We start from the raw sequence: 16,910 nt of genomic DNA on the forward strand, positions 1-16,910 counted from the left end.
GACTGCTGGTTTTATCTCACTACGTTCCTGCCCAACCGTTAATTGACACTATTTTTAGCAAAAAAACATCAAAATCGACGCATTTTCTGAAATTTAATTACGCGTCGCTGGTTATCAGCTTAGCTTATCGGCTTTATTTTCTGCGCCTGAAGGGCGTGGGCGATGACAGTGCATCGCCCCGTTTTCTATTGCTGGCAGAAATGATCGACCAATTGCCCCAGCAGCTTGCGTGTGGGTTCGATAAACGCCGTGTCGAGGTATTCATCTGGCTGATGCGCCTGGTTGATCGAACCCGGCCCCAGCACCAGCGTCGGGCACACCTCTTGCACAAACGGCGCTTCGGTGCAGTAGTTCACCACTTCGGTACGCGAACCCAGCAGTTTCTCAATCACCGCCACCATATGGTGATCGGTTGGGCATTCGTAGCCTGGGATCGGCGGATGCAGTTCATCAATCGACAAACGCCCAGGCCAGCGTTGGCTGACCGGTGCCAGCGCGTCGTGCAGCAGTTCGTTGATGTTGTCCAACGTCATGCCTGGCAACGGGCGGATATCCATATGCAGTTCGCAGCAGGCGCAGATGCGGTTGGCCGCGTCGCCCCCGCTGATATGGCCGAAGTTCATGGTGGGATAAGGCACCGCAAACGCTGGGTTGTTGTAGCGCTCCTGCAGCGTTTTGCGCAGCGCCATCAAATGCCCGATGGATTCATGCATCAGATCGATAGCGTTGACGCCGCGTGCCGGATCGCTCGAATGGCCCGATTGGCCCACGATGCGGATAGCGTTGGAGATATGGCCTTTGTGCGCGCGCACCGGCTGCAGCGAGGTGGGTTCACCAATAATGGCAAAATCCGGGCGGATTTGAGTGGAAGCGGCAAAATAGCGCGCTCCGGCCATGGTCGTTTCTTCGTCTGCGGTGGCCAGAATGTACAGCGGTTTGGTCAGTTTGCTGGCATCGATATCCCGTACCGCGTCCAGAATGAAGGCGAAGAAGCCCTTCATGTCGGCGGTGCCCAGCCCATACAGTTTGTTGTCGTGCTCGGTCAGCGTGAACGGATCGCGCGTCCAGCGGCCTTCATCGTAAGGCACGGTGTCGGTATGGCCCGCCAGCAGCAGGCCGCCGCTGCCCGTGCCAATGCTGGCCAGCAGGTTAAATTTGTTGCGCGTATCCGGTACGGGTTGCACGTCGACGCGAAAGCCCAAATCGGTGAACCAACCGGCCAGCAAGTTGATTAATGCTTCATTACTCTGATCGAGGGCACCATCGGTGGCGCTGATCGACGGAATGGCGATCAACGCCCGGTACAGCTCAATAAATGGAGGTAATTTCATCTTCACTGTTGACAGCCTTTGGTTAGGATAGTATCAATATTCATGCATTTATTTTGAATAAAAATACATTAAGCTGGAGCGTAAGGGAACTCGAACCCCGGATGTTGATAAAAACATCAACGCTCGACCACGTGGGTGAACGGCGCAACAACGCGACCAAGCCCTGCTCTCGGGGCACAAGTGCCTCTACTGTAAGCCAAAAAGGTGAAAGGCCACATGTTGAATACGCTGATTGTTGGTGCCAGCGGTTACGCCGGAGCGGAGCTCACGGCTTATCTGAATCGCCACCCACACATGAACATAACCGCTTTAGCGGTTTCAGCGCAAAGTGCAGATGCAGGAAAATTGCTTTCTGAGTTGCATCCACAGTTAAAAGGCATCGTTGATCTGCCGTTGCAGCCGCTGGTGAACGTGGCGGAAGCAGCAAAGGGGATCGACGTGGTGTTTCTCGCCACGGCCCATGAAGTCAGCCACGACATCGCTCCGGAGTTTCTGGCGGCGGGCTGCGTGGTGTTCGATCTCTCGGGCGCATTCCGTGTGCAGGGCAGCGATTTTTACCGCCAATATTATGGCTTTGAACATCAGCATGCCGACTGGCTGGCCAAGGCAGTATATGGCCTGGCGGAATGGCAGAGCGAAAAAATCAAAGAAGCGCAATTGATCGCCGTGCCGGGCTGCTACCCAACGGCGGCTCAGTTGGCGCTGAAGCCGTTGATCGACAAACAACTGCTGAATCTGGACCAATGGCCGGTGATCAACGCCGTCAGTGGTGTCAGCGGTGCCGGGCGCAAAGCCAGCGTCACCACCAGCTTCTGCGAAGTCAGCCTGCAACCTTATGGCCTGTTCAACCATCGTCACCAGCCGGAAATTTCCGCGCACTTGGGTATCCCGGTGATCTTTACGCCGCACTTGGGGAGCTTCCCGCGTGGCATTCTGGAAACCATCACCTGCCGCCTGAAAACGGGCGTTACCGCGCAGGATGTGGCTGCGGCCTATCACGAGGCCTACGACGATAAACCGCTGGTGCGGCTGTACGACAAAGGGGTGCCTGCGTTGAAATCGGTGGTGGGCCTGCCGTTCTGCGATATCGGTTTTGCCGTGCAGGGCGAGCATCTGATCGCGGTGGCTGCGGAAGACAACTTATTGAAAGGTGCGGCCGCTCAGGCGGTGCAGTGCCTGAATATCCGTTTTGGGTTCCCGGAAACCCAATCATTAATTTAATATTTACCCAAAAGCTTTCAAGTTGTAGCTAGGTGGCAATTGAACGAATCTCCAGGAGCTTGCACAAGTCAGTGACTGGGGTGATAGAAGACAGCCAACAACGCTATGGCTTGAAAGATGAAGGGTACAGCCGTGAGCAAAGCGATGAACCCATTAATTATTAAACTCGGTGGTGTGTTACTGGATAGCGAAGAAGCGCTGGAGCGCTTGTTTACCGCGCTGGATATCTATCGCCAGGAACATCAGCGCCCGCTGGTGATCGTCCACGGTGGCGGTTGCGTAGTGGATGAACTGATGAAGCAGCTCTCTCTGCCGGTAGTGAAGAAGAACGGCCTGCGCGTCACGCCTGCCGATCAGATCGACATCATTACCGGTGCACTGGCCGGTAGCGCCAACAAAACGCTGTTGGCGTGGGCGGTTAAACATAAAATCAGTGCGGTTGGGCTGAGCCTGGCCGATGGCGGCAGCGTTACGGTGACGCAGCTCGACCCGGCGTTGGGCCACGTCGGCAATGCGCAGCCGGGCTCGCCTGCGCTGCTCAATACGCTGCTGACGGCGGGCTATCTGCCGGTGATCAGTTCCATCGGTATTACCGCCGAAGGCCAACTGATGAATGTGAATGCCGATCAGGCTGCCACGGCGTTGGCTGCCACCTTAGGTGCGGATTTGATCCTGCTGTCCGATGTCAGTGGCATTCTCGATGGTAAAGGGCAACGCATCGCGGAAATGACGGCGCAAAAAGCAGAACAACTGATTGCTCAGGGCATCATTACTGATGGTATGGTAGTGAAGGTGAACGCGGCACTGGATGCGGCCCGTACTCTTGGTCGCCCGGTGGATATCGCCAGCTGGCGCAATGCCGAAAAGCTTCCTGCTCTGTTTAATGGTGTGTCGATTGGCACCCGGATCCTCGCTTAAATTTAGAATTAAAAAGGAATAACACAATGCAAAACAAAGGCATCAAGAAAATCGTTCTGGCGTACTCTGGCGGCTTGGATACTTCGGCCATCATTCCATGGCTGAAAGAGAACTACGGTGGCTGCGAAGTGGTGGCTTTCGTGGCAGATATCGGCCAGGAGCGCAGCGATCTGGAAGGCGTTGAGCAGAAAGCTCTGCAATCCGGTGCCTCTGAATGTCACGTGGTTGATCTGCGTGAAGAGTTTATCAGTGACTATGTTTACCCGGTGCTGCAAACCGGTGCGCTGTATGAAGGCAGCTACCTGCTGGGCACCTCCATGGCGCGCCCGATCATCGCTAAAGCTCAGGTTGAGCTGGCGCTGAAAGTGGGTGCAGACGCGCTGTGCCATGGTGCAACCGGTAAAGGCAACGATCAGGTGCGTTTCGAAACCACCTATACCGCGCTGGCTCCACATCTGAAAGTGGTTGCGCCATGGCGTGAGTGGAACCTGCGTTCCCGTGAAGCGCTGCTGGATTACTTGAAAGAGCGTAATATCCCGACCACCGCGTCGCTGGAAAAAATCTACAGCCGTGATGAAAACGCCTGGCATATCTCAACCGAAGGTGGCGTGCTGGAAAGCCCGTGGAATGCGCCGAACAAAGACTGCTGGGTGTGGACCGTCGATCCGCAGGAAGCGCCAGATCAGCCTGAGCAGGTGACGGTGACCGTGGCGAAGGGCCGTGTGGTGGCGGTGAACGGTGAAGCGATGAGCCCGTACAAGTGCCTGGAAACCCTGAACGTGCTGGGTGCCAAACATGGCGTTGGCCGTATCGACATCGTGGAAAACCGCCTGGTGGGGATTAAATCTCGCGGCTGCTACGAAACCCCAGGGGGCACCATCATGGTGGCTGCGCTGCGTGGCGTCGAGCAACTGGTGTTGGATCGCGACAGCTTCAAGTGGCGTGAGCAGTTAGGCCTGGAAATGTCTTATGTGGTGTACGATGGTCGTTGGTTTGCGCCGCTGCGCCGTTCTATTCAGGCAGCCGCTCAGGCGCTGGCAGAAGAGGTGAACGGCGAAGTGGTACTGCAACTGTATAAAGGCCAGGTGACGGCGATTCAGAAGAAATCCGTCAATAGCCTGTATTCCGAAGAGTTTGCGACCTTCGGCGAAGACGAGGTTTACGATCACAGCCATGCGGGCGGCTTTATCCGCCTGTTCTCGCTCTCTTCCCGTATTCGTGCGTTGAACGAGAAGAAAAAGTAACCTCAGGTTTATACTCTAAATACGTCAATTTAAGGGGCGCAGCATGCTGGGCCCTGAGGTTGATGACAAAGTGGCTTTTAAACCGGAGATACCCGGGTCTAGCGCACCGAGGGGCACTTCGGCGGCTTACGCCGCTACGACCCCTTCGGCACGCTCCCCCTAATAACGGGCTTTGTCAGCAGTCTGGGGGCGCAGCATGCTGCGCCCTTTCGCATACTTATTCAGGAGCAAGATTATGGCACTTTGGGGCGGACGGTTCAGCCAGGCAGCGGATCAGCGGTTCAAACAATTAAACGATTCTCTGCGTTTCGATTATCGCCTGGCGGAACAGGACATAGTGGGCTCCGTTGCCTGGTCAAAAGCGCTGGTGACCGTCAATGTGCTGACGGCGGCAGAGCAGCAGCAGCTTGAGCAGGCACTGAATGCGCTGTTGGCAGAAGTGCAGGCCGATCCGCTGGCGATCGTCAAAAGCGATGCGGAAGACATTCACAGTTGGGTAGAGCAGAAGCTGATCGATAAAGTCGGCGATCTGGGTAAAAAGTTGCATACCGGCCGCAGCCGAAACGATCAGGTGGCTACCGATCTGAAACTGTGGTGCAAGCACCAGGTCAGTGAACTGCATCAGGCGATTGTCCAACTGCAACAAGCGCTGGTGGAAACCGCCGAAGCCAATCAGGATGCGGTGATGCCGGGGTATACCCACTTGCAGCGTGCGCAGCCGGTCACTTTCGCGCACTGGTGTTTAGCCTATGTCGAAATGCTGGCGCGGGATGAAAGCCGCCTGCAGGATACGCTGAAGCGCCTGGATGTCAGCCCGCTGGGCAGCGGTGCGCTGGCAGGGACGGCTTATCCGATCGATCGTGAGCAATTGGCTGGCTGGTTAGGCTTTGCCTCTGCCACCCGTAACAGCCTGGATAGCGTTTCCGATCGTGACCATGTGCTGGAACTGCTGTCCAACGCGGCCATCAGCATGGTGCACCTGTCGCGCTTTGCTGAAGACCTGATCTTCTTCAACAGCGGTGAGGCGGCGTTTGTTGAGCTTTCCGATCGCGTGACTTCAGGTTCATCCCTGATGCCGCAGAAGAAAAACCCGGATGCCCTGGAGCTGATCCGTGGAAAATGCGGGCGTGTACAGGGTGCGTTGACCGGCATGATGATGACCCTGAAAGGGCTACCGCTGGCGTACAACAAAGACATGCAGGAAGACAAAGAAGGGTTGTTCGATGCGCTCGACACCTGGATGGATTGCTTGCAGATGGCGGCGCTGGTGCTGGATGGTATTCAGGTGAAGCGCCCACGTTGCCAGGAAGCGGCGCAGCAGGGCTATGCCAACTCCACCGAACTGGCTGATTACCTGGTGGCTAAAGGCGTACCGTTCCGTGAAGCGCACCACATTGTGGGTGAAGCGGTAGTGGAAGCGATCCGCCAGGGCAAACCGCTGGAAGATCTGTCGTTGGCAGACCTGCAGAAATTCAATGCGGTGATTAGTGACGACGTGTATCCGGTTCTCGCACTGCAGTCCTGCCTGGATAAGCGTGCGGCCAAGGGCGGTGTTTCACCGCAGCAGGTCGCAAGTGCGATTTCTGAGGCGAAGAAACGCTTATTCTAAACGGTGTCGGGGGCAGTTTATGGCTGCCCCGGTTATTTACCCCGCCAACAGAAAGTTTCGGCAACCAGAGGATGAGCAATCTGGGGGGCATTACGCAAAAAACCGGGCGCAGGGGCCCGGTCTGATGTCTTGCAGAGATAAAAACTTATTCACCAGGGCAATGCTGGCAGCGTTCCGCCTCGGCTTCACCCAATTTCAGTTTGGCTTGCAGATCGCGCAGTGCGGTACGCAGCCCCTCTTCAATCACCGGGTGGTAGAACGGCATATCCAGCATCTGGTTGATGGTCATCTGCTGCTGATGCGCCCAGGCCAGCAGGTGAGCAATATGCTCCACATCCGGGCCGATCATCTCAGCCCCTAAAAAGCGGCCAGTGCCTTGCTCACCGTAGACGTGCAGAATACCTTTGTTACGCAGCATCACGCGTGAGCGGCCCTGATTTTCGAACGACACTTCACCCACCTCAAAGCAGCCACAGGCGCTGAATTTCTGGCTCAGTTCGCGGAAAGTGGAACCGACCATGGCGATCTGTGGATCGGAGAACACCACCGAAAGCGCGCTGCGGCGCAGCCCTGGGTTAACTTCCGGGTAGCTGCCGGCATTTTGCCCGGCAATACGCGCCTGATCGCTGGCTTCGTGCAGCAGCGGCAGTTGATTGCTGGCATCCCCGGCGATGAAGATATGCGGTACGCTGGTTTGCATGGTCAGGCGATCTGCCTGTGGAACGCCTTTGGCATCGAGCGCTAGGCTGGTATTTTCCAGGCCGAGGTTGTCGACATTCGGGCGACGGCCGGTGGCCGCCAGCACGTAATCCACCACTATTTCCTGCGTTTGGCAGTGTCGATCCTGATAGCGGATAAACACTTTTTCGCCTTCGCGCTGCATGATGTCTACCTTCACGTCGGGATCGAGAGTGAACTCCTCTCCCAGCGTTTTTGCGGCATATTCACGTACGGCGCTGTCGGTTAGTGGGCCAACGGCACCACCGATGCCAAACACGCTGGTTTTTACCCCAAGGCGATGCAGCGCCTGGCCCAGCTCCAAGCCGATCACTCCCGGCCCGAACACGGCGACCGACCGCGGTAAATCATCCCAGTTGAAGACGTCGTCATTGACGATCAGGCGATCGCCCAACTGGTTCCACTGCGCAGGCCAGCTTGGGCGTGAGCCGGTCGCAATGACAATACGCTGTGCCACGATGCGCGTATGTTGGTCCACCTGAAGGGTATTGTCGTCGATAAAGCGGGCGTAACCTTGAATTTTGTCGGCTGTCGGGATACTGCCGACGCCTTCCAACACAAAACCGACAAAGCGATCGCGTTCACGTTTGACGCGAGCCATCACTTCGCGGCCATTGACGATCGTTTTGCCTGCAGGATGTACGCCAAAACCCGGGGCGCGCTCAATCTGGTGTACCGCGTCCGCGGCAGCAATCAATAATTTGGAGGGCATGCAGCCCACGCGAGCACAGGTGGTGCCGTAAGAGCCACCTTCAATCATCACAACGTTCGGGGTAGTGAGTTTGGCTGCGCGATAGGCACCTAATCCCGCCGTGCCACCGCCGATCACCGCGACATCAACATTCAACTGTTTCATATCCACTCCAGAATACCCTGAGTATCCCATCAGGTATAAAAAGGGCGGGCCAGCGCCCGCCAAAAGCTTACGTATTATTTCAAACGGCACATTGTTGAGTGCCGGATGAAACCCGTCGGGTATTTTTTGATTAGGCTGACAGGAAAGCTTCCAGATCGTCGCTGCCACCGATATGACGACCGCCGATAAACACCTGTGGCACGGTAGCGCGGCCGCTCACAGCGCGCAGGCTGACGGTGGTGGCATCTTGGCCCAGCACGATCTCTTCGTACTGCATGCTGCGCTCTTGCAGCATTTGTTTGGCTTTAGCGCAGAACGGGCAGCCCGGTTTGGTGAACAGGGAAACGGATTCCTGCACTTTGAACTCTGGAGCCAGGTATTTCAGCATGGTGTCAGCATCGGATACTTCAAACGGGTCGCCTGGTTTGTTGGGCTCAACGAACATTTTTTCTACTACGCCGTTGCGCACCAGCATGGAGTAACGCCATGAGCGTGGCCCAAAGCCCAGGTCAGCTTTCTCAACCAGCATGTTCATGCCCTTGGTGAACTCGCCGTTGCCGTCTGGCACAAAGGTAATATTTTCAGCATGCTGGTCTGCTTTCCAGGCGTTCATCACAAAAGTGTCGTTAACCGAGACACACAAAATGCTGTCAACGCCGTGCTGCTTGAACACGCTGTAGAGTTCGTTATAGCGCGGCAGATGGCTGGAAGAACAGGTTGGCGTGAACGCACCTGGCAGAGAAAACAGGATTACAGTTTTATCTTTAAACAGGTCATCGGTGGTGACATCAATCCATTGGTCGCCCTGACGGGTGTGGAAAGTAACCTGCGGGACTTTTTTGCCTTCTTGACTGGTAAACATGGATTAACCCCTTAATTAGAAATATGATTTTTTTTAATTCTGTGCGGTCTTGCTTCGTTGCGAAACATTATTCCTGCTCGGGCTTGATAGATCTAATCACTCGTTGCTATCTTATCTATCGCCATGAGCTATCATGGCTTGGAGGGAAGTAATGAATATTCGTGATTTAGAGTATCTGATCGCCTTGGCCGAGCATCGCCATTTCCGGCGCGCAGCCGATTCATGCCATGTTAGCCAGCCGACATTGAGTGGGCAGATCCGCAAGCTGGAAGATGAGCTGGGCGTGATGTTGCTTGAGCGCACCAGCCGTAAGGTGTTATTCACTCAGGCGGGCTTGCTGCTGGTGGAGCAGGCGCGTACCGTGCTGCGCGAAGTCAAAGTTCTGAAGGAAATGGCCAGCCAGCAGGGCGAAGCCATGTCCGGGCCGCTGCATATCGGGCTGATCCCTACCGTGGGGCCTTATCTGTTGCCGCAGATTATCCCAACGCTGCATAAAACCTTTCCCAAGCTGGAAATGTATCTGCATGAAGCGCAAACCCATCAACTGCTGGCACAGCTTGACAGCGGCAAGCTGGACTGCGCGATTCTGGCGCTGGTAAAAGAAACCGAAGCTTTCATTGAAGTGCCGTTATTTGACGAACCGATGAAGCTGGCGGTGTATGCCGATCACCCATGGGCACAGCGTGACCGTGTGGCAATGCCGGATTTGGCCGGGGAAAAACTGCTGATGCTGGAAGATGGCCACTGCCTGCGCGATCAGGCGTTGGGTTTTTGCTTCCAGGCCGGGGCAGATGAAGATACCCATTTCCGCGCGACCAGCCTGGAAACGCTGCGCAACATGGTGGCAGCAGGCAGTGGGATTACGCTGTTGCCAGCGCTGGCGGTGCCACCTGAACGCGAGCGCGATGGCGTTTGTTATCTCGATTGCTACAAGCCGGAACCGAAGCGCACCATTGCGTTGGTGTATCGCCCCGGTTCCCCGCTGCGTGGCCGTTATGAGCAGTTGGCCGAGGCGATCCGCGAGCACATGCAGAATTACCTCGGCTCTGCTTTAAAACAGGCGGTTTAAGCCGTTCAGCGCAGCAACCCGATAGGCTTCGGCCATGGTCGGATAGTTGAAGGTGGTATTGACGAAATACTCGATAGTATTGCCTTCACCTTTCTGCTCCATGATCGCCTGGCCGATGTGAATGATCTCTGCCGCACGCTCGCCGAAACAGTGGATCCCCAGGATCTGCAGGGTGTCGCGGTGGAACAGGATCTTCAGGCTACCGACGTTCATCCCGGCGATTTGCGCCCGTGCCAGATGTTTGAACTGCGCGCGGCCTACCTCATATGGCACCTTCATGGCGGTCAGTTCCTGTTCGGTTTTACCGACGGAGCTGATTTCCGGAATGGTGTAAATGCCGGTTGGGATATCTTCGATCAGGTGACCGCTGGCGGCACCGGAGGAAATGGCCTGTGCGGCGATGCGGCCTTGATCGTAAGCCGCCGAGGCCAGGCTTGGGTAGCCAATCACGTCACCCACGGCGTAAATATGGGCCACCGCCGTCTGGTACATGCTGTTGACCTTCAGCAAGCCACGGCTGTCAGACTCCAGACCGACATTCTCCAGCCCCAGCGAATCGGTGTTACCGGTGCGGCCGTTGGCGTACAGCAGGCAATCGGCTTTCACTTTTTTGCCGGATTTGAGATGCACAATCACGCCATCTTCCGTGCCTTCAATCTTCTCGAACTCTTCGTTGTGGCGAATCACCACGCCGTTGTTCCAGAAGTGATAAGACAGCGAATCAGACATTTCCTGATCGAGAAACGCCAGCAGGCGATCGCGGGTGTTGATTAAATCCACTTTGACGTTCAAACCGCGGAAGATCGACGCATATTCGCAGCCAATCACCCCTGCACCGTAGATCAGCACATGACGTGGTTCGTGGTTCAGTTCCAGGATGGAATCGCTGTCGTAAATGCGCGGATGCGTAAAATCAACGCTGGCCGGATGATAAGGGCGTGAACCGCAGGCGATCACAATATGGTCGGCGCGGATGGTGTCCTGAGTGCCGTCTTTATAGCTAACGCTGACGGTGTTGGCGTCGATAAAACGGGCATCGCCAGCAAACAGTTTGCATTGGTTACGCTCATAAAATCCTTGGCGCATGCGGGTTTGCTGGTTAATAACGCTGTCGGCGTGGCGTAAAATGTCAGGGAAAGTGGCACTGAGGGTGCGGGAGTTATTGTAAAGCGGGTTCTGGTTGAATTCGATAATGCGGCTGACCGCGTGGCGGAGGGCTTTTGAGGGGATGGTGCCCCAGTGAGTACAGCCGCCGCCCACGTTGTTGTACCGTTCGATCACGGCCACGCGGGCACCTTGTTTCACCAGCCCCATAGCGGCGCCTTCACCACCAGGGCCCGAGCCAATAACAATGGCGTCAAATTGATAGTGCTGTTGCATGTAGGATAGACCTGTTTTTATACAAAATTACAACGGTATCTTAACATCATAGCGCTGTGTGCCCAATGACCAATCGCCTTTTTGCGGTAAAGCGCTATTGGCATCGCATAGAGCGCGTTTGTATAAATGCCGTTGCAATAAATTTGCTATATTGCCAGCTCTACGGCGTTAGACTGAGTGGATGGAATTTATCTGAATATGCACATGGGCGTCAGAGCACAACAAAAAGAACGGACGCGTCGTTCCCTCATTGAAGCGGCTTTTAGCCAGCTCAGTGCCGAACGCAGTTTTGCCAGCCTAAGCCTGCGCGAAGTTTCGCGGGAGGCCGGTATCGCGCCGACGTCGTTCTATCGCCATTTTCGCGACGTGGATGAACTGGGGCTCACCATGGTCGACGAAAGCGGCCTGATGCTGCGCCAACTGATGCGCCAGGCACGCCAACGTATTGCCAAGGGTGGCAGCGTGATCCGCACGTCGGTATCCACGTTTATGGAGTTTATAGGTAATAACCCCAACGCGTTCCGCCTGCTGCTGCGCGAACGTTCTGGGACTTCTGCGGCATTTCGCGCGGCGGTAGCGCGTGAGATCCAACATTTTATTGCTGAACTGGCGGATTACCTCGAGCTGGAAAACCACATGCCTCGCAGTTTTACCGAAGCACAGGCAGAGGCGATGGTGACCATTGTGTTCAGTGCCGGTGCGGAAGCGCTGGATATTGATGTCGAACAACGGCGTAAGCTGGAAGAGCGATTAGTGCTGCAATTGCGGATGATTTCCAAAGGAGTCTACTACTGGTATCGCCGCGAGCAAGAAAAAACCTCTGCATCCCGCGTATAAAAAGGTGAAAGTGATGGAAAAAACCTGTCGTGAGAATGGTACTTTACTGCTGGCGCTGGTTGCCGGTCTGTCCGTTAACGGTTCTTTTGCCGCGCTGTTCAGCTCGGTGGTGCCGTTTTCAATCTTCCCATTGATTGCGTTGGTGCTGGCAGTGTATTGCCTGCATCAGCGTTACCTGAGCCGGCCAATGCCGGATGGGATGCCGAAGCTGGCCGCTGCCTGCTTCCTGTTGGGGATCCTGGCATACAGCACGATCGTGCGGGTGGAGTATCCGCAGATTGGCTCCAACTTCCTGCCATCCATCATCTGTGTGGCGTTAGTGTTCTGGATTGGGTTCCAGTTGAAGAAACGCGAATCGCTCTCGCAGTAAAAGCGATGTTTAATGGGCGGGCTTGGAGCCCGCCAGATAACCCGCTAGCGGCGTTCCAGCAACACACCGCATTCCATATGGTGGGTGTAAGGGAACTGATCGAACAACGCCAGGCGGCTGATGTTGTGGGTGGTCTGCAAGGTTTGCAGATTGGCGCATAGCGTTTCCGGGTTGCAGGAGATATAAAGGATGCGTGGATAGGCCTGCACCATTTTCAGGGTATCATCATCCAGCCCGCTGCGCGGTGGATCGACAAAAATCGTCTCGCAATCATAACTCGCTAAATCAATCCCTTTCAGCCGGTTGAATTCACGTCCCCCGTTCATCGCCTGGGTGAAATCCTCTGCCGCCATGCGAACGATCTGCACGTTGTCGATCTGGTTAGCCGCAATGTTGTACTGGGCTGCGGCAACGGAGGGCTTGGCGATTTCGGTGGCCAGTACGCGCTCGAAGTTGCGCGCCAGTGCCAGTGAAAAGTTGCCGTTACCACAATACAGCTCCAGCAGATCGCCTTGCGAATCCTGGGTGACATCCAGTGCCCATTCCAGCATGTGTACGTTCATTGTGGCGTTCGGCTGGGTGAAGCTGTTCTCAACCTGGCGATAAATCATGTCGCGGCCTGCAACTGGCAATACTTCGTCGACATAATCCTGATCCAGCATGATTTTCATCTTCGACGCACGGCCAATCAGCTGCACATCAAAGCCCTGTGCGCGCAGGGCATCACGCAAGGCTGCGGCATCCTGCTGCCATTGTTCATCCAGTTTGCGGTGATACAGCAGCGAGGCAATGATTTTGCCGCTCTGTGTCGAGAGGTAATCAATCTGGAACAGCTTGTGGCGCAGCACCGGGTTGGGTTTGATAGCGGCGATCAGCGCGCGCATCAGACGGTTAATCAGCTCGCTGGCGGCCGGGAAGCTGTCGACGCGGATACGCTGTTTGGTCTGCTGATCGAACATGATGTGGTACATCTCGTCTGCATCATGCCAGATTCGGAATTCCGCACGCATACGGTAGTGGCTGACGGGCGAGCGGAACACTTCCGGCTCGGGTGCCATGAACGGTGACATCATCGTCTTCAGACGGGCAGTTTTCTCCGCCAGTTGGTCATCATAGCGTTCAATGGGCAAAATCTCGGGCGTCATGGTTCTTCTCGTCAGGCAATTAGATCTGCGGCGATTGTAGGGAATCAAGCCGTGAAGTCCAGCGTTGTTATGTTTGTAGCCTTATTGGCAGTCTAGACATCTATTTACATTGATCGTAGCATGGCCGTCCGGCCTCAAGCAGCGAGTGAAAAGGGAATCCAGTGTGAATCTGGAGCTGACGCGCAGCGGTATGGGGAAGTCACGGCGATAGCGTTTTAACGCAGACACTGTCCACTGCTGGATGGGAAGTCATCGCCCGGTGCCGGTTGCCCACGGCAATCTGCAAATCCTAAGCCCGAAAACCTGCCGGTGTACGTCGCAAAATCCATAGCCGTCGCGAATTATCGGCTGTGATCCTGCGGCATCCGCCAATAAAGTTTGGATGCTTTTCTTAATGACAATGATAAAAAATACCCTGCTGGCGGTGGTTTCCTCCGTAACGGCAATTTCTGGCTGGGCGCAAGACAACACCACAACCAATGACAGCGATACCCTGATGGTGAGCGCCAATCGCTTCCCGCAGCCGGTTTCTTCCGTGCTGGCACCCACTTCGATCGTCACCCGTAATGATATTGAGCGCTGGCAGGCCAAGAGCATGGTCGATGTCATGCGTCGCCTGCCGGGGGTAGATATTGCACAAAATGGTGGTTTGGGGCAGAGCTCATCGGTCTTTATCCGCGGTACGGAATCTAAGCATGTGCTGTTACTGATTGACGGTGTGCGCCTGAATCAGGCGGGGATCAGTGGATCCTCCGATCTGAGCCAGATCCCGATTTCGCTGGTGCAAAAAGTTGAGTTTATCCGCGGCTCTCGCTCTGCCGTCTACGGTTCTGACGCCATCGGTGGGGTGATCAACATCATTACTACCCGCGAGAGGAAGGGCTCTTCGCTCTCTGCCGGTGTCGGCTCGCACGGTTATCAGGAGTACGACGCTGCCACGCAGCAGCAACTGGGGCAAAACACCATCGCAACCTTGGCGGGTAACTATACCTATACCAGAGGGTTTGACGTGGTGGCCAACCTGCCAGATAGCTTTGGCAATCCGGCGCAACCCGATCGTGATGGCTTCATGAGCAAATCGCTGTATGGCGAGTTGCAGCACCAGTTTAGCGAGCAGTTGGGCGGCTTTGTGCGTGGTTACGGTTACGACAATCGTACGGCTTATGACGGTAGCTATAGCGGCCTAGATACTCTGCATCCTGATGCGTTACCCGATACCCGTCAGCTATACAGTCAATCATGGGATAGCGGCCTGCGTTATCGGGAAGGGATTTATGCCACGCAGTTAACTGCCAGCTATAGCCACAGTAAAGACTATAATTACGACCCGAAATACGGCCGTCACTCTGCGTCATCAACCCTGGATGACACGACACAATATAATGTGCAGTGGGGAAACAATGTCCAGGTTGCTCACGGCAGCATCAGCACCGGCGTGGATTGGCAAAAACAGAAGCTGGAGCCGGGCACTGCTTATATCACCGACAGTAAGAGTCAACGTAATACCGGGCTGTATCTGACAGCACAACAGCAGTTTGATGCAGTGACCCTGGAAGGGGCCGTGCGTGGTGACGACAACTCGCAATTCGGTTGGCACAATACCTGGCAAACCAGCGCCGCGTGGGAGTTTGTTGAGGGCTATCGGGCGATTGCTTCTTATGGCACCGCATTCAAAGCGCCGACGCTGGGGCAACAATATGGTGACTTTGGCGGTAACCCGGAATTGAAGCCGGAAGAAAGCCACCAGTGGGAAGGGGGCTTTGAAGGGCTAACCGGCCCGGTTAGCTGGCGGGTAACCGGGTATCGTAACAATATCGATAATCTGATCGGTTATTCTTCCAGCAGTGTTGTGCCTGCCTATTACAACGTCGATCAGGCGACGATTAAAGGTATTGAAGCTACGGCCTCCTTGGATACCGGGCTATTTACCCATCAGATCAGCTATGACTATGTTGACCCACGCAATGCCAAGACGAATGAGGTGCTGGTGCGTCGTTCCAAACAGCAGCTCAAGTACCAACTGGATTGGCAGCTCAAGGACTTTGACTGGGCGGTGACATACCAGTATCTGGGTGAGCGTTACGATGGCGATTACAGTGGTTCTACGATGCGGACGGTCAAACTGGGTGGGGTGAGCCTGTGGGATCTCGCAGTTTCGTATCCGGTCACATCTCATCTGACAGTTCGTGGTAGAATTGCCAACCTGTTTGATAAAGATTACGAGACGGCTTATGGGTACGTTACTCCAGGAAGAGAATACTACCTCACTGGAAGCTATACCTTCTAAAAGCACCGTGGTACCACGCCCGACGGTGCTGATATTTGATTCCGGCGTCGGTGGGTTATCGGTGTATCAGGAGGTTCGGCAGTTGCTGCCGGATCTCCACTATATTTATGCCTTCGATAACGTGGCATTTCCTTACGGTGAGAAATCCGAAGAGTTCATTGTTGAGCGTGTACTGGAGATTGTCAGTGCGGTTCAGCACCACCACCCTCTGGCGATTGTCATCATCGCCTGTAATACCGCCAGCACCGTTTCCCTGTCTGCGTTGCGTGAACGTTTTGCGTTTCCGGTGGTTGGTGTGGTGCCGGCAATCAAGCCCGCCGCCAAATTGACTGCCAATGGTGTTGTTGGCCTGCTGGCGACGCGGGGTACGGTTCAGCGTTCCTATACTCATGATCTGATTTCCCGTTTCGCGACCGATTGTAAAATCGAACTGTTGGGCTCTTCTGAGCTGGTGGAGTTGGCAGAGGCCAAGCTGCATGGTGAAGAGGTACCGCTGGCGGCGCTGAAGAAAATCTTGCAGCCATGGCTGAGTATGCGTGAACCACCGGATACGGTGGTGTTGGGTTGTACCCATTTCCCTCTATTAGCTGAAGAGCTGATGCAGGTCTTGCCGGAGGGAACGCGGCTGGTGGATTCCGGTGCGGCTATCGCCCGTCGGGCAGCCTGGCTTATCTCGGCGCAAGAAGGCCTGATCTCAACCCAGGAAGAGAATCTGGCTTATTGCATGGCTCTGAACGAAGATACTGACGCTTTATTGCCCGTTTTACAGGGATATGGCTTCAAATCGTTGAAAAAATTGCCGCTTTAAATGCGTTTTGCTTAAACATTCGGCGGTCAGTAAAAAAAATGAATTTAGGGGTTGCGGCCGGCGCGGAACTCCCTATAATGCGCCTCCACTGACCGGGAACAACGACTGACAAGGTCGCCCAGCCAGGAAGAATCAACCCGGTGAAAACACCGTTCTCAACAGAGAAAAAAGGTTGACTCTTCAGCGGGAAAGCGTATTATCTGCCTCCCGCGTTACCGAGAAACATGTCGGTAAC

General features: G+C 55.1%; 14 protein-coding genes and 1 riboswitch. Of the genes, 9 read left to right on the plus strand and 5 right to left on the minus strand.

The features are described 5' to 3' along the window. Window positions 1–185: 185 nt before the first annotated feature. Window positions 186–1,331, minus strand: a complete 1,146-nt coding sequence (gene argE / locus BMI79_RS20520; RefSeq protein ID WP_076944010.1) for an acetylornithine deacetylase — start codon at window positions 1,329–1,331, stop codon at window positions 186–188. Between the two features lie 216 nt (window positions 1,332–1,547). Between argE and argC the strand changes: the two genes are divergently transcribed. From argC to argH, 4 genes are all read left to right on the plus strand, one after another. Beyond that, on the plus strand, window positions 1,548–2,552 hold the full coding sequence (argC, locus tag BMI79_RS20525; protein WP_076944011.1) for an N-acetyl-gamma-glutamyl-phosphate reductase: 1,005 nt from the start codon (window positions 1,548–1,550) through the stop codon (window positions 2,550–2,552). 144 nt (window positions 2,553–2,696) lie between these two features. Further along, a complete protein-coding gene (gene argB / locus BMI79_RS20530; RefSeq protein ID WP_076944028.1) occupies window positions 2,697–3,470 on the plus strand; it encodes an acetylglutamate kinase in 774 nt (257 codons plus the stop codon). A 26-nt stretch (window positions 3,471–3,496) separates the two neighbouring features. Beyond that, complete coding sequence (locus BMI79_RS20535) at window positions 3,497–4,714, plus strand: argininosuccinate synthase (protein WP_076944012.1); 1,218 nt, start codon at window positions 3,497–3,499, stop codon at window positions 4,712–4,714. 235 nt (window positions 4,715–4,949) lie between these two features. Continuing rightward, the gene (argH, locus tag BMI79_RS20540; RefSeq protein ID WP_076944013.1) at window positions 4,950–6,323 is read left to right on the plus strand and encodes an argininosuccinate lyase; all 1,374 of its coding nucleotides are present in this window, start codon (window positions 4,950–4,952) and stop codon (window positions 6,321–6,323) included. 145 nt (window positions 6,324–6,468) lie between these two features. On the opposite strand, the gene BMI79_RS20545 is transcribed toward argH, so the two are convergent. Together BMI79_RS20545 and BMI79_RS20550 are read right to left on the minus strand one after the other, a co-directional pair. After that, window positions 6,469–7,917, minus strand: a complete 1,449-nt coding sequence (locus BMI79_RS20545; protein WP_076944014.1) for a dihydrolipoyl dehydrogenase — start codon at window positions 7,915–7,917, stop codon at window positions 6,469–6,471. Window positions 7,918–8,047: 130 nt separating this feature from the next. Continuing rightward, complete coding sequence (locus BMI79_RS20550; RefSeq protein ID WP_076944015.1) at window positions 8,048–8,779, minus strand: glutathione peroxidase; 732 nt, start codon at window positions 8,777–8,779, stop codon at window positions 8,048–8,050. Window positions 8,780–8,930: 151 nt separating this feature from the next. On the opposite strand from BMI79_RS20550, the gene oxyR reads away from it, so the two are divergent. After that, window positions 8,931–9,848 carry a DNA-binding transcriptional regulator OxyR gene (gene oxyR, locus BMI79_RS20555; RefSeq protein WP_076944016.1) on the plus strand — a complete coding sequence of 306 codons (918 nt, stop codon included), beginning with the start codon at window positions 8,931–8,933 and terminating at the stop codon, window positions 9,846–9,848. On the opposite strand, the gene sthA is transcribed toward oxyR, so the two are convergent. Continuing rightward, entirely contained in the window at window positions 9,831–11,228 is a 1,398-nt protein-coding gene (sthA, locus tag BMI79_RS20560) for a Si-specific NAD(P)(+) transhydrogenase (protein WP_076944017.1), read from the minus strand. The two genes, oxyR and sthA, sit on opposite strands and share 18 nt — an antisense overlap. 204 nt (window positions 11,229–11,432) lie before the next feature. On the opposite strand from sthA, the gene fabR reads away from it, so the two are divergent. Together fabR and BMI79_RS20570 are read left to right on the plus strand one after the other, a co-directional pair. After that, on the plus strand, window positions 11,433–12,065 hold the full coding sequence (fabR, locus tag BMI79_RS20565) for an HTH-type transcriptional repressor FabR (protein WP_076944029.1): 633 nt from the start codon (window positions 11,433–11,435) through the stop codon (window positions 12,063–12,065). 13 nt (window positions 12,066–12,078) lie between these two features. Beyond that, window positions 12,079–12,435, plus strand: a complete 357-nt coding sequence (locus BMI79_RS20570; protein WP_076944018.1) for a YijD family membrane protein — start codon at window positions 12,079–12,081, stop codon at window positions 12,433–12,435. A gap of 44 nt (window positions 12,436–12,479) precedes the next feature. On the opposite strand, the gene trmA is transcribed toward BMI79_RS20570, so the two are convergent. After that, entirely contained in the window at window positions 12,480–13,580 is a 1,101-nt protein-coding gene (trmA, locus tag BMI79_RS20575) for a tRNA (uridine(54)-C5)-methyltransferase TrmA (RefSeq protein ID WP_076944019.1), read from the minus strand. 115 nt (window positions 13,581–13,695) lie between these two features. After that, window positions 13,696–13,905: riboswitch (cobalamin riboswitch) on the plus strand. A gap of 69 nt (window positions 13,906–13,974) precedes the next feature. On the opposite strand from trmA, the gene btuB reads away from it, so the two are divergent. Continuing rightward, on the plus strand, window positions 13,975–15,867 hold the full coding sequence (gene btuB, locus BMI79_RS20580; RefSeq protein WP_076944020.1) for a TonB-dependent vitamin B12 receptor BtuB: 1,893 nt from the start codon (window positions 13,975–13,977) through the stop codon (window positions 15,865–15,867). Continuing rightward, window positions 15,812–16,675: a glutamate racemase gene (murI, locus tag BMI79_RS20585; RefSeq protein ID WP_076944021.1), complete on the plus strand. Its 864-nt coding sequence runs from the start codon at window positions 15,812–15,814 to the stop codon at window positions 16,673–16,675. The genes btuB and murI overlap by 56 nt, the downstream gene beginning before the upstream one ends. Window positions 16,676–16,910: the final 235 nt, after the last annotated feature.

It is taken from the genome of Serratia oryzae (assembly GCF_001976145.1).
Lineage (GTDB): Bacteria > Pseudomonadota > Gammaproteobacteria > Enterobacterales > Enterobacteriaceae > Chania > Chania oryzae.

Bases quoted from the DNA above. Each gene is read 5' to 3' on its own strand.
- argE (WP_076944010.1), bottom strand. From the start codon at position 1,331: ATGAAATTACCTCCATTTATTGAGCTGTACCGGGCGTTGATCGCCATT.
- argC (WP_076944011.1), top strand. From the start codon at position 1,548: ATGTTGAATACGCTGATTGTTGGTGCCAGCGGTTACGCCGGAGCGGAG.
- argB (WP_076944028.1), top strand. From the start codon at position 2,697: ATGAACCCATTAATTATTAAACTCGGTGGTGTGTTACTGGATAGCGAA.
- BMI79_RS20535 (WP_076944012.1), top strand. From the start codon at position 3,497: ATGCAAAACAAAGGCATCAAGAAAATCGTTCTGGCGTACTCTGGCGGC.
- argH (WP_076944013.1), top strand. From the start codon at position 4,950: ATGGCACTTTGGGGCGGACGGTTCAGCCAGGCAGCGGATCAGCGGTTC.
- BMI79_RS20545 (WP_076944014.1), bottom strand. From the start codon at position 7,917: ATGAAACAGTTGAATGTTGATGTCGCGGTGATCGGCGGTGGCACGGCG.
- BMI79_RS20550 (WP_076944015.1), bottom strand. From the start codon at position 8,779: ATGTTTACCAGTCAAGAAGGCAAAAAAGTCCCGCAGGTTACTTTCCAC.
- oxyR (WP_076944016.1), top strand. From the start codon at position 8,931: ATGAATATTCGTGATTTAGAGTATCTGATCGCCTTGGCCGAGCATCGC.
- sthA (WP_076944017.1), bottom strand. From the start codon at position 11,228: ATGCAACAGCACTATCAATTTGACGCCATTGTTATTGGCTCGGGCCCT.
- fabR (WP_076944029.1), top strand. From the start codon at position 11,433: ATGGGCGTCAGAGCACAACAAAAAGAACGGACGCGTCGTTCCCTCATT.
- BMI79_RS20570 (WP_076944018.1), top strand. From the start codon at position 12,079: ATGGAAAAAACCTGTCGTGAGAATGGTACTTTACTGCTGGCGCTGGTT.
- trmA (WP_076944019.1), bottom strand. From the start codon at position 13,580: ATGACGCCCGAGATTTTGCCCATTGAACGCTATGATGACCAACTGGCG.
- btuB (WP_076944020.1), top strand. From the start codon at position 13,975: ATGACAATGATAAAAAATACCCTGCTGGCGGTGGTTTCCTCCGTAACG.
- murI (WP_076944021.1), top strand. From the start codon at position 15,812: ATGGGTACGTTACTCCAGGAAGAGAATACTACCTCACTGGAAGCTATA.